Origin of the sequence: Clostridium sp. (genome assembly GCF_051654825.1) — a bacterium.
Lineage (GTDB): Bacteria > Bacillota > Clostridia > Clostridiales > Clostridiaceae > Clostridium.
The window spans coordinates 1-13143 of record NZ_JBOFYU010000089.1; the positions used below are offsets into that span (position 1 = coordinate 1).

Consider the following 13143-nt stretch of genomic DNA (forward strand, 5'->3'; position numbering starts at 1 on the left):
TTTAGAAGAAGAAGAATTGGATTTATATTTCAATATTATAATTTAATACAATCTATTAATGTATGGGAAAATATAGTTTTACCAATAGGTTTAGATTCAAGAAAAGTAGATGTTGAATTTGTAGAAGATATATTAAAGACATTAGGATTAGAAAAAAAGAAGAAAAGCTTACCAAGCACATTATCAGGTGGACAACAACAAAGAGTAGCAATAGCAAGGGCATTAGCAGCAAAGCCATCAATAATTCTTGCAGATGAGCCAACAGGTAACTTAGATTCTAAAACAGAAGAGGAAGTATTAACCTTACTAAAAATGTCTGCAAAAAAATATAATCAAACAATAGTAATGATAACTCATGATGAGGGGATAGCTCAAATGGCAGATAGAATTATCACTATTGAAGATGGTAAGGTGGTAATCTAATGAGTACTATAGGGAATTTAGCTAAAAGTAGTATAAAAAAGAGTAAATCAAAAAGTATATTAATAGTATTAACTATAATTTTAACAACGTGTCTTTTAACATCTGTTGGAATGATATGTGTAAATTGGGGGCTTTCAAATATAGAAAGCGCAAAAAATATGTTTGGGGCTCATCATGTAGTTTTTAAATCAACTACAGCTGATATAAATAAAAAGCTATCTAACCATATTGAAATAGATTCAATGCAAGTAGTTAAAACTATAGGAATTTCAAAAAATAAGGAAAAGAATCTTACTTTTGCTCTTCAATATACAGATGTTTTAGATAATAAGCATATTAGTGAAGTTAATATAAAAGAAGGGGGATTTCCAAGTAAGGAAAATGAAATATTAATAGCAGAAGGTTATATGAAAGCTTTAGGAAAAGAAGAAGCTAAGATAGGTGATGTTGTTACTATTACTTATGAATCAAGAAAAGATGGTATTGAAAAAACTAGGGATTTTGTAGTAAGTGGAATAGCAGAAAGTCCAGAAGCTAATATAATTACAGGGGATTACTTTGGCGCAGTATCACAGGATTACTTAGTTAAAGAAGAATTTGATGAAGGGACTACTTTTACAACTTATGTAAAGTATAAAAATGAAAGTTCAATAAATGAATATTTAGCTCAAGATATATCAGATAAAATAGCAGCTGATTTTAATATACCTGTTTCTAGTATTAAGGTTAATTCAAATTATTTAAAATCAAATAAGCCAGATCCTACAGTTATAATGGGAGGAGTAGCTATTGCTATACTTATAATAGTATCAAGTATGATAGTTATATATAGTATTTTCTATATTTCAATTATAAATAAGGTACAAGAGTATGGAAAAATAAGAGCAATTGGAGCTACTAAAAAGCAAATAAAGAAATTAATAAGAAGAGAAGGTATGTTGCTTTCATCTATAGCTGTTCCTATAGGAGCTATTTTAGGATATATAATAGGGAAGCTAGTTATAAAAATAGCTATTAGCAATACAGATATAAATACATCACAATATGATATTTTAGTTTTAATTGGGGCAATTATATTAAGCTTTGTAACAGTATATATTTCTATATTAAAACCAATGAAAATAGCATCAAAAATATCACCAGTAGAGGCAATGAGATATAATGGTGAAAGCAATAGTAAATCTAAAACTAGAGATGGATATTTAGAAATAACAGTACCAAGGTTAGTAAAGGCAAATTTAAAAAGAAATAAAAGTCGTACAGTTATAACATTAGTTTCATTATGCTTAAGTGGAATATTATTTATAATTGCATCAACAGTATTAAAGGCTATTAATATTGATAAGATGACAGAACATGGATATGAAGGATCGAAAATGGTAGTTAGATTAAGTAATTATTCATTGGAATCTCCAGATAATCCAGAAAAAGAATTATATAATATTCAAAAGAACAATCCAATTACGAATTCTATAGAAAGAATAAAAGAAATTAATGGAGTTACTGATGTTAAAATTAAAGAAAATACTACAGTTAAGTGGCTTGAAATGGATGATTGGGCTGATTTTTCAATAATTAGTAAAGAGGATATTACTGATGATTCTAAAGTATTAGATGGAAGTGTAGATTTTGAAAATGAAAATAGTGTAATTTTAGATCACACATATGCAGGAGAGGTTTATGGTGTAGGGGTAGGAGATAAAATTACTATAGAATATGATAATAATGGAGTAAAAGAAAAGAAAGAATTAACTATTTCAGCTATTACAGATAATTTAATTGGAAGTACATTTGTATTACCAGAAAAAACTTATAAGAATTTATTCAAAAACGATACTTCAATTAGTGCAAGAGTATATATAGAAGATAATAAGTATGATGATGTAAAAAAATCAATAGAAGCTTTAGTAAAAAGCGAAGCATTTTTAGAAGCTTCATATTATGATGTTTCTTATAAAACTAATGAAATGGCAGTTGGAATAACTAAGTTGATGGCTTATTCCTTAGTTATCATAATAGGTATTATAGGATTTATAAATCTTATTAATACAATGATAACTAGTGTAGTAGCTAGAAAAAAGGAATTAGGAATGTTACAAGCCATAGGTTTATCTAACAAGCAATTTACTAAAATGATAAAAATGGAAGGGTTCTTTTATATAACAGTAGCAATAGGGGTTACATTAACAATAGGTAATGTATTAGGATATATAGCTGTTATAATGATGAGAAATTCAGGAGCAAGTTACGCTACTTATTCATACCCACTTTTAGAAACTATATTATTAATAGCAGTGCCATTAATAGCACAAATTTTATTATCTTATGGAATAACAAGAAGCTTTAATAAGGATTCATTAGTAGATAGAGTTAGATATAGCGAGTAGTTTAAAACAATATAAATATAAAATTTTAAACTTAATGTGGAGTTTAACTTCGTAAGAAGATTGATATGAGATAAAAGGTTGTAAGGTAATGCAAAAAGCATATCTTACAACCTTTTACATTTTTACAATTTAAATAAATTTATTAATAGCTTTATAAGTATGTTATAATTTTCAAAGATACATTTTAGTTTTAAAAGGTGGTTTCAAGGTGGCTAGAAAGAAAAAGGAAGTAGCTTTAATAGGAAATAAAGAACAAATAAATAGAAGAGAAGTAGGATATTATGCTACACCAGAATTTATTAGTCATTATATATCATTAAAAATGATGAAGATTAAAAGTGATGGAAAAAGTCTTTTAGACCCATGTTGTGGAAAGGAAGAGTTATTAGATTGTTTTATTGAAAAGAAAATTTCTATAGATGGCATGGATATTATCAAATATAAAGATAAGTACAAATGTAATTTTAAAAACACTGATTTTATAGAGTATTATTGCAAAAAAATAGATGATAAAAAGTCAGACTCCTTTAGTTTAGGCGAAGATGAAAAGTTAGATTACGATTATTATATTGCAAATCCACCATATAATTGTCATGAAGTTAACTTTATAAAGGAAAATAAAAAGAGGTTAAAAAATTACTTTGGTGATATAGGTGTACATAATATGTATAGTATGTTTATATCAGCAATTATAGAAATTGCAAAAGAGGGAGCAGTTATTGGGTTAATAACTCATGATTCCTTTTTTACATCTAAGTTTCATGAAGGATTAAGAAAGAAAATATTAAGAGAATGCACTATACATGAAATTACTATGTGTCCTACTGATTTATTTTTACATCAGGGGGCAGATGTTAGAACAAGCATTGTAATATTAGAAAAGGGAAGAAAGAATCAAGGAGAAATTACTATTAACAATAGACCTATAAATTCTAATGAATTAAAGAAGGTATTAAATAAAAATATAAAAGATAGTAATTATAATAAATATGATTTAAAGGATATAGTATTAAATAATGAAATGGACAATAATGAATTTGTTATAGAGTGTCCAAAGGATATAAAAATATTATTTAATAATGAAAGGCTAGGACAAAGCTTTAATTGTATAACTGGAATTTCAACAGGTAATGATAAAGCATATTTATCTAAGGAAAAGAAAGAGCCATATACAGTGCCATTTTATAAAAATCCAGGAAAAAACAGATTTTATACTAATAATTATATTTATATACATAAGGATTTTTTTAGGCTGCATAAAGAAGTAAAAACATTTATGGTAAGAAATAAATCATTAATATTTAAGGGGGGAATAAGCTGCTCTTCAATGGGAGTTCAATTTACGGCATCAAAGCTTCCTATAAATTGTACATTTGGAGTTAATCCAAATATTATATGTAATGAATATGATTCCTGGTGGTTATTAGCATACTTAAACTCAACTTTAGTTACATATATAGTAAGAGGTATTTTAATTAGAAGTAATATGATAACATCTGGTTATGTATGGAGAATTCCATTAGTAAGCCTTAGTATAAATGAAAAGGATGAATTATCAAGACTTTCTAAAGATGCTTATAATTTAGCTTGTAAAAATGAAAGTGTAGAATATATAATGATAGAAATAGATAAGATTATAAATAAAAGTGCAAATATATCTAATACATCAATTGATATAATAAATAAATTTAAAAGTAATTTAGTGAGAAATACTTAAGGTAAATAGAGCGATTTCTAACATATATATAAGATCATTTGAAGAATTATTCAATAGCTTTCTAGAGCGTTGTAGAGTGAAAAAAATATTTTATTATTAAGAAAGATACGTAGTTTAAACAGCTACGTATCTTTTTATATATAGGTAAATGTAAATAGCTGTCGAAAAAAGTGGACTGATTTTCCATATTTGAGTATAATTTAGTGTGATAATAAAATTTTGACGATTAATTATACATTATTTACTTATAAGGTGGGGGACAAAATGAATTCGGCATTTAAGATACATAGCTTAGTTTGGAAAAAATATAATAATTTTAAGAATGAAGTGGGAAGTACATATTTAAATACTAAAAGAGAGTGGTATTTAGAAGACGCGCAAAGGTATTATGATTGCAGTGATGAATTTGCAAAGTGTAGGGATGCATTAAATTCTCTAACTGAATCAAATGGATATAAGATGCTTATTAATTCGGGCAACTTTATATATGAAGAGCTTGCTAATGAAGAAAAGATAAAAGAGTATAAGGGGATGCTTTTAAAATCGAATCCTAAGGAAATAAAAGAAGTAGTTTCTAATGAAATTAGTAGATGTTTAATGGCTTTAGAGCTTTTAGAAGATAAGAAGAAACCATCTTACATACTGTGTGAGCAGGTATATAAAAGTTTAAGTCATATTAAGGAAAATCATTATAAGCTACTTTTAAGTGAGAGAAGCTATAGAGATGTATATTCGACTATATCAGCACCATTAAAGGTGGAATTAGGTAGTGATAGTTATAATAAAATAGCAAATCCTAATAGGCTATTTAAGAGTGGGGCGGAAACACTTAACGTAGAGAATTATTTAACTATTTCGGAGGTAACTAAAACGTATCCAGAGACTTTAATAGTTAGGGAAACTGAAAAAGCTATTAAGGGTGTTAAAGGGTTTGTTGGAATTAAATCGGCTGGTTGCAAAAAGCATATTGAGTATATGTTTAAGCTTCATAACGCATTTATACTTGAAGGGGTAAAGCGTTTTGAAAATTATAGTCTTATAAGTATTAAAATAAATTCTTTAATGATAGCTTTAAGAGCAGCATTAGAAGAGTTAATAAATATTTATGTAGATAACCATATTAAGTTAATACCTAAAAGTGTATATAAGTTAGATCCTGAGGTTGTTGAAAAGCCGTTGTTAGATATGTGGACAAATCTAATATCTAAGTTAGTATTTAAGCCTGCAAGTCATATCAAAGATGAAGCAAAGGGAGTATTTGTTCCCAATAAAGGGCAAAGTGTTAGTTTAGGTCTTATTCATGTAACTGAGATTGAAGATGAAATTGCATCTATTAAAAATGAAGATTTGAGAAATAAGTTTAAGGAAGTTGTATTTAAGATAAATGAAGAAAATAATTTTAATGTAAATACAATGTCTTTAAATATACCTATAGATAAAGGTTTTTCTATGTTTTTTGAAAATCCTAATAATAATGAACTTGGGAAAACTTGCATTAATAATATAATTTCTAGCTTAATATGTGATGCGCCTAGGTTAAGAAGTAATAATATATTTATTGATACATGTTATGCAGGCAATTATTTTACTGATTATAGTGAAGCAAGAGGAATTAATGAAAAGTTAGTTGGTAAGAAGATTTATACTACTAAGGATGAAATTAATGAAATCTTAGATTATTTAATTGCTGAAATAATGGAGATTATACAAAATAAGCTTGGAAACAAGTATAGTAGCATTATAGAGTATAATAAGGAAAATGAAGATTCTATTGAACCGATTAGAACTGTAACTATTTTAGGTTTTTCTAATTTATTTGATAGTTCTTTAATTAATAAGATTACAAACATAGCTACAAATGGACCAAGGTGTGGAGTTAACTTGATTATAGAAAATACTCATAAGAGTTCTTTTGGAAGTAATAAGGATGAAATAGAAGCTTTAAGAAGAAAAATGAATGTTATCTTAGTGCATGGGGATAGAATTACTCTTCCAAATGGGTTAAAGGTTAAGGGAATTGAGGCTATACCATACGGGGTTACTAAGAAGAAAGTATTAAGATCTATTGCTGCTAGATTAACTGAAAAAGAAAAACAAGGCTTTAAGTTAAATTCTATAGGTAGTGATGCTTCAAGTAGTGATGCTTCTGCTGAGTTAATAATTCCTATTGGTAAAAGTAATAGGGGAGAAGTCCAGTCTATTTCCTTTGGTAAAGGAGTAAGTCACCATGGTTTAATAGCAGGGCAAACTGGTTCAGGTAAAAGTACTTTATTACATACTATAATTTTAAGTGGAGTAAAGAATTACTCTCCAGATGACTTGAATATATATCTTATGGACTTTAAGGAAGGGATAGAATTTAAGCTTTATGCTAAATATAATATTCCGCATATAAAGCTTATAGCTTTAGAAAGTCAGGTTGAGTTTGGTGAAAGTATTTTAGAATTCATGGTTAGAGAAATTCAAGAAAGAGGAAAGTTATTTAAGGCTAATGAAGTTGAAAATCTTAAGGGATATGTTCAAAAGACAGGTAAGAAAATTCCAAGAATTCTTCTTATAATAGATGAGTTTACGAATTTATTTACTACAAGTCAAGGTGCTCAAATTACAAGACATAATGCTCAGTTAATGAATAAGATTATAAATCAAGGTAGAGCTTTTGGGGTTAATGTATTAATGGCATCTCAAACTATTAAAAATACAAGTGACACTACTTTAGCACCTGAAACTATTGAGCAGATGGCAGTTAGAATTGGGTTAAAGTGTAGTGCTATGGATGCTGCTGCTTTAATGGGTCATGATAATGATGAAATAAACAGATTAGGTAATGAAATTGGAGCTGCAGTTTATAACGGTGAAAATGGAAAAGGTGAAAATTTCAGATTTAGAGTTGCTTATGTTGATGATAAGGAGAGAAATGAAATCTTAACTAATGTAGAAAATACATATAAGGAAAGCTACAGTAATCATATTTGTAAGGTATTTGAAGGTAATGATAGCGTTAATGTTCAGCTTGATACTATAAGCCCATTTAATAATGATAAGAATATTAAGTTATCAAAATTTGTGCATACAGCATGGATTGGTGAACCTATAAGAATTGGACAGCCAGTTACTATAAGGTTTAATCAAGGTGTAAATAACTTAGCTATTATAAGTGCTGATGAGAATCAAATTAGAAGTGTTTTAATTTATATTATTATGAGTATAGTTAGACAAGTTAGGCTTTTAGATGATGGATTAGAAAAGGGTATGATTAGTTTTATTGATTACAATTATAATATTTTAGAAGAATCTAATAGCTTTAAGGCTTTAGTTGAGGGTAATAATGATATTATTGAAACTTCTGACTCTGTACCAGCAAAGATATTAATAAGTGATTTATATGAAGAGTATATAAGAAGAAGAGGTAGCGATAATTATAAGGTTATTCCTAGATATTTAATAATAAATGGAATGCAAAGAGCGAGAGATTTATTAATTAGCGAGGATGTTTCAGAACCGGCTGATGATTTTTCACTAGGATTCCCAAGTAGCTTTGGTAAATCAAAAGGACCAAGCCTTTCAGATAAGTTTAAAACACTTATTAAGGATGGCGGAAACTTTGGAATATTTGTAGTTATAACTGCTGATAGTTATAGAAATTACGAAAGAGTAGATGAAAAAATAGGATATGTATTTAGAAAGAATATAAACCTAAGAGTTGCATTTAATATGAATGGACGAGAAGGTGATACTTTTGTAAATTCATCTACTACTGAAAAGTTAAATGAAAATAATGCAATCTTCTATGATGATATAACTGGTTTAGGAACTAAGTTTAGAATATACGAAGAACCAACAGTAGATTGGATAGAAGATAAATTTATAAAATAAACAAATTAAATTAGTGTACAAGTTCGTAGACTAGACATTAAAAAGGAGACATTTATAATATGGTACAAATTTTGGCCGGTATGTTTATTATAGCGATAGCAATGGCAATAATAGAAAAAATATTAATAGTAGTTACTAGTCCATTATTTATTTGTATAGCTATAGGATGTGTAGTAATTTACTTAATAGCAAAGTCAAATAAGAAAAAGAAAGAAAGAGATACGTATATAGCAAAAGTTGATAGAGAAATTGAACAAGATAGACTAGATGATCTTTTGAAGTAAGAGGTAATAGAGAAGAGGTAAGAGAGAAAAGATAAGATAAGAAATAAAAGATAATGGAAAAGAGAGAAGAGGAGAGATTTATAATGAGTAAGATAAATGCAACGCCTGAGGCGATTAGAGAGTTTGCTGCGGAGATTAAGAATTTTATAGAGGGTCAAAGAGAGGTTATTGGTAGATTAAATAATTGTTATAGAAATTTAGGTAATGACTGGAATGATCCACAATATCAAAAATTTGGTGAGTGTTTAGAGATGGTAACAAGAGGTGTTGGTTCCGTAATGCCAACTTGTGAGGAAACTATTAGACATTTAGAAAGAAAGGCTTCTATATTAGATGAGTATAATGATTAATATAGTTGTTAGGGGTGGACGTATAAATGAGTAATAAGTATTTTGTAACAGTAGGATACTCTATTGGGTTAATGCCTACAAATGAGGGGGTAATCGGTATCGTTGATAGAGGTCAAGATACCGTAATTTTAGAACACAAATCTTTTAGTGTATGGCAAGTAGCTTGTCATGCGCTAAAAGAGAATAGCTTTTTTGAAAAGTATAATCAGTTAAACTGTGAAGAGGACTCTGAAACGTATATTAATAAGTTTATAGATGAAGGAATCTTAGTTAAGGTTGATATAGATGAAGACATTGAATATACTTTTAACTTATTAAAGGATTTTAGATTATGTAGACAGGGATTAGGTATGGGTGTAAATCTAGATGATGTAACTAAGTTTAATGTTTTAACTAGTGAAATGATAGATTTAGAACCTCTTGAGTTTTCAATTTGGTCAGTGGCAAATGCTACTGATAAGATCAGTGATATATATAATAAATTAGGGGGGGAAATAAATAAGGCTATTTTTATTTCTAGAATATTAAAATTATATGTTAATAATTTAATATATTTTATGGTGTAGAGTATGAGTGATTTATATAATTATAACAAAGAAATGTTAAGTAACTATGAGCGTGATAATATTTTGATGGAAAGCTCAAGGGTTCAAGTTGATGAATATATTCAAGAAGCTATAGATAATAGAAAGTCTGTTCCAGAAAGAGTAGTTTCAACAGTAGCAAAGGTTGTTTGTGGTGAAGTTATAGATACTGCTAAAGAGGTAGTTAGCTTTGCAAAATGCATGAAGTCTGGGATAAGCTATATGATTAATGATTCTATTTCAAGTGTATTAAGTATTTGTAATGGTAAGCCTGAAAACATAAAATCTTTTATTGATAAAAAGGGCAAGGCAGAAGCTGTATTTATGGAAAATATGAAGGAATTAACTGTTTGGAATGCTTGTTATAATATTTCTATGTATTCTTTATCAAAGGTTTCTCATGATTTGGAAATTAAAGAGGGAAGAGAAGTAAATACAACAAATCTTACTGATTGTATAAAGTATTCTTATAATAGTAAGTCTGCAGTTTTGGATATTGTTATTGATACGGCTAAGGATGTAACAGGTAGTAAGTTTTTATGTGCAGTAGCTTCGCTAGTTAAGGAACAGCTTATGCCAGAGTGGAGAGTTAAAGATAATGTTAATTTAAGCTCTAATAATGCTTTTGCTAGTATAAGCAATTCTAGTTCAGCAGGTTCTAGTGGGGTTAGTTATAGTGTTCAGGGAACAAATGCAAAAGTTACAATTGAAGCTTTAAATGAGTCTATAAGAGAACTACAAAACTTTATTACAGAACAAGAAATGTTGTATCATAGATTAAAGTCATGCTATAGATATAATGAAGTTGATTTTGATGAAGAGACATGCTATGACATTGAAGAATTTTTAAATGATGTACATATGACTATTTACCGCTCTGTCGAAATGATTCGTAATTCGATGGAAATATTGCAGCATAAGAAAGCAATAGCTGAAAGATATTTAGGTGGATAGAAGAACTAATCCGATTAGCGAAATCTACAAAAAGTGTAAGAATGTACAAAAGATACTCAGTTATACTTAAACATTTTCAAGGTCTTACATAATCTAAAAAACTCCTAGTAGTATTTTAAAATATTACTAGGAGTTTTTATTTAATTAAGATTATTTTAATTTAGCATCTAGCTCATTTGATATAGCTATATTATAAACATAAGCATTATTTACTTCATTTATAAAGTCTACCTTCTTTTCATCAGGTAAGTTTATTTCTGCTAACATATTGTGGTATTTCATAACATATCCTCTTAAATCATTGATTTCAGGGAATTGATAGTAGTTTAAACCTTCATTAGAAATATTGTAGCTAGTGCTTAATAATGAAAGGAATGTTCTACCACCAAATAAGTCAGCTAAAAATCTAGTATAAGCATAAGCAATTACAAGTTCAGGATTAGTATTAGATAATTCTTCAATTTTTGCAACACAAGCTTCTGTAGATGCAAGAGTCTTCATTGAATTTAACTTATCTCCTAAAAGGAAGTCTAAATCTTTTTTTATAAGTTCTGAACGATATAATTCTTTAGTAACAAATGGCTTAACAATAGAATTATTTTCATTTTTATCTAAAGCATCTTCTATAGCTTTATACATTTTTTCTAAGTTAAATATATATTCAGCATAACCATCTACAGTAGCTTTTCCATTTACTATTTTTTTTATATATCCAGTGTTTTCAGCTGCACTATGCAGTAAAGAAGATTTTTCTCTAATGTCCATCATAAATTTCATTTTTTTCACCTCAAATAAATTTTATATCTTATACCGATAATATATATCAATAGAAAATAATTATCAATTATTAAATTATAGCTTATTTTATAATTCTGAGTTATTTAGTAAGAATTACAGAGATTATCTTTATTATACTTAGTTTTTTGCATTAAGATGTAATTAAATAAATAGTATTTAGATTGATAATTTTTATTATTCTTTAATTATGATAAAATAAAATATCAATAGAAGATAATCAAATAATTTTATGTTTTAAATAATTAGAATATGCACAGAGGAGTAATTAAATGAAATACTATTTAGCACCAATGGAAGGAATTACAGGACATGTATATAGAAATGCTTATAAAAAATATTTTGATAATATAGATAGATACTATACACCATTTATAGTGCCAAACCAAAGTTTAAGTCTTAAAACTAAGGAACTTAGAGATTTACTTCCTGAAAATAATCAGGGGATAGATATAGTTCCACAAATACTTACTAATGATTCAGAAGGCTTTACAGTTACAGCTAAAAAGATACAACAATTAGGATATGATGAAATAAATTTAAATTTAGGATGTCCATCAGGAACAGTAGTATCTAAAGGGAGAGGTTCAGGATTTTTAGCTAAAAGGGATGAACTAGATTTATTTTTAGAAGAAATATATAAAGCAAATGATATGAAGATTTCTATAAAAACTAGAATAGGAAAAGAAAGTCCAGATGAGTTTTATAAGCTTATAGAAATATATAATAAATATCCTATAGAAGAGCTTACAATTCATCCTAGAACTAGAAGTGATTTTTATGGAAATACGCCTAATTTAGAAGTATTTAAGGATGCATTATCATTAAGTAAAAATCCAATATGTTATAATGGCGATATTTTTACAGTGGAAGATTATAATAACTTTATAAAAGAGTTCCCACAGGTGGATTCAATAATGATAGGAAGAGGAATTATTGCTAATCCAGGTTTAATGGGAGAAATAAAAGATAATATATATATGGATAAGGAACTATTAAAGAAATTCCATGATGAAGTATTTAATAACTACAAAGAAGTTTTAAGAGAAGATAAAAATGCTATGTATAGAATGAAAGAGCTATGGGGATATATGATTCACATATTTTCTGATAATAAGAAGTATGCTAAAAAAATAAAAAAAGCAAGTAAGATAAGTGATTATAATGAGGCTGTAGGAAGCTTATTTAGAGATCAAGAAATAATAAAGGGAGCAGGGCTTTTTAGCTTAGAAAAATAGTTAATAAGGAAAATAAGTTATTGATGGAGATAATAGTATGTTTACAATAATGATAATTGATGATAATGAACAGTTACAAAATGAAATTGGAAATTTATTAACAATGAATTCCTATTCAGTTCTGAAACCAAAAGCTTTTGATAAGATACCACAAATAGTAAAAGATAATAATCCTGATTTAATTTTATTAGATATAAATTTACCAAATGATGATGGATTTAAAATATGTACAGAAATACGTAGCTTTTCAAAGGTACCTATAATTTTTATAACAAGTAGAAATACAAATATTGATGAGCTTATGGCAATTACATTAGGTGGAGATGACTTTATTACAAAACCGTATAATACCCAAATACTCTTAGCTAGAGTAAATGCACTTATTAAAAGAGCGTATCCTAATAAGTCTAACTTAGATGTCATTGAGTATAATGGTTTAAAATTAAATATTCTATCAAGTACTATTGATCATGATGGAAATAGTGAAGAGTTAACAAAAAATGAGTTGAAAATATTATATTACCTACTAATTAAT

11 protein-coding genes are annotated in these 13143 nt (G+C 27.6%); 10 read left to right on the top strand and 1 reads right to left on the bottom strand.

All coding sequences use genetic code 11. The features are described from left to right. The 8 genes from ACRDBA_RS05290 to ACRDBA_RS05325 all read left to right on the top strand — a co-directional run. Window positions 1-423, top strand: a 423-nt coding sequence (locus tag ACRDBA_RS05290; protein WP_438571881.1) for an ABC transporter ATP-binding protein, incomplete at its 5' end; no start/stop codon positions are given. Continuing rightward, window positions 423-2810, top strand: coding sequence for an ABC transporter permease (locus tag ACRDBA_RS05295; protein ID WP_438571882.1), 2388 nt, complete (start codon window positions 423-425; stop codon window positions 2808-2810). The genes ACRDBA_RS05290 and ACRDBA_RS05295, both read left to right, overlap by 1 nt. Before the next feature lie 208 nt (window positions 2811-3018). Further along, window positions 3019-4527 carry an N-6 DNA methylase gene (locus ACRDBA_RS05300; RefSeq protein ID WP_438571883.1) on the top strand — a complete coding sequence of 503 codons (1509 nt, stop codon included), beginning with the start codon at window positions 3019-3021 and terminating at the stop codon, window positions 4525-4527. Window positions 4528-4791: 264 nt separating this feature from the next. After that, window positions 4792-8403: an FtsK/SpoIIIE domain-containing protein gene (locus ACRDBA_RS05305; RefSeq protein ID WP_438571884.1), complete on the top strand. Its 3612-nt coding sequence runs from the start codon at window positions 4792-4794 to the stop codon at window positions 8401-8403. Window positions 8404-8462: 59 nt separating this feature from the next. Further along, entirely contained in the window at window positions 8463-8687 is a 225-nt protein-coding gene (locus ACRDBA_RS05310) for a hypothetical protein (RefSeq protein ID WP_438571885.1), read from the top strand. Window positions 8688-8770: 83 nt separating this feature from the next. After that, complete coding sequence (locus tag ACRDBA_RS05315; protein ID WP_438571886.1) at window positions 8771-9037, top strand: hypothetical protein; 267 nt, start codon at window positions 8771-8773, stop codon at window positions 9035-9037. Window positions 9038-9063: 26 nt separating this feature from the next. Further along, the gene (locus ACRDBA_RS05320; protein ID WP_438571887.1) at window positions 9064-9603 is read left to right on the top strand and encodes a hypothetical protein; all 540 of its coding nucleotides are present in this window, start codon (window positions 9064-9066) and stop codon (window positions 9601-9603) included. A 3-nt stretch (window positions 9604-9606) separates the two neighbouring features. Next, complete coding sequence (locus tag ACRDBA_RS05325; RefSeq protein ID WP_438571888.1) at window positions 9607-10575, top strand: hypothetical protein; 969 nt, start codon at window positions 9607-9609, stop codon at window positions 10573-10575. 150 nt (window positions 10576-10725) lie between these two features. On the opposite strand, the gene ACRDBA_RS05330 is transcribed toward ACRDBA_RS05325, so the two are convergent. After that, on the bottom strand, window positions 10726-11352 hold the full coding sequence (locus ACRDBA_RS05330) for a heme oxygenase (biliverdin-producing) (RefSeq protein WP_438571889.1): 627 nt from the start codon (window positions 11350-11352) through the stop codon (window positions 10726-10728). 290 nt (window positions 11353-11642) lie between these two features. Here ACRDBA_RS05330 and ACRDBA_RS05335 point away from each other — a divergent pair, with 290 nt between their 5' ends. Both ACRDBA_RS05335 and ACRDBA_RS05340 read left to right on the top strand, forming a co-directional pair. Further along, window positions 11643-12608: a tRNA dihydrouridine synthase gene (locus ACRDBA_RS05335; RefSeq protein WP_438571890.1), complete on the top strand. Its 966-nt coding sequence runs from the start codon at window positions 11643-11645 to the stop codon at window positions 12606-12608. Window positions 12609-12645: 37 nt separating this feature from the next. Then, window positions 12646-13143, top strand: a 498-nt coding sequence (locus tag ACRDBA_RS05340) for a response regulator transcription factor (RefSeq protein WP_438571891.1), incomplete at its 3' end; no start/stop codon positions are given.

Coding starts and splice junctions, on each gene's coding strand:
- ACRDBA_RS05295 (WP_438571882.1), top strand. CDS start 423: ATGAGTACTATAGGGAATTTAGCTAAAAGTAGTATAAAAAAGAGTAAA.
- ACRDBA_RS05305 (WP_438571884.1), top strand. CDS start 4,792: ATGAATTCGGCATTTAAGATACATAGCTTAGTTTGGAAAAAATATAAT.
- ACRDBA_RS05310 (WP_438571885.1), top strand. CDS start 8,463: ATGGTACAAATTTTGGCCGGTATGTTTATTATAGCGATAGCAATGGCA.
- ACRDBA_RS05315 (WP_438571886.1), top strand. CDS start 8,771: ATGAGTAAGATAAATGCAACGCCTGAGGCGATTAGAGAGTTTGCTGCG.
- ACRDBA_RS05320 (WP_438571887.1), top strand. CDS start 9,064: ATGAGTAATAAGTATTTTGTAACAGTAGGATACTCTATTGGGTTAATG.
- ACRDBA_RS05325 (WP_438571888.1), top strand. CDS start 9,607: ATGAGTGATTTATATAATTATAACAAAGAAATGTTAAGTAACTATGAG.
- ACRDBA_RS05330 (WP_438571889.1), bottom strand. CDS start 11,352: ATGAAATTTATGATGGACATTAGAGAAAAATCTTCTTTACTGCATAGT.
- ACRDBA_RS05335 (WP_438571890.1), top strand. CDS start 11,643: ATGAAATACTATTTAGCACCAATGGAAGGAATTACAGGACATGTATAT.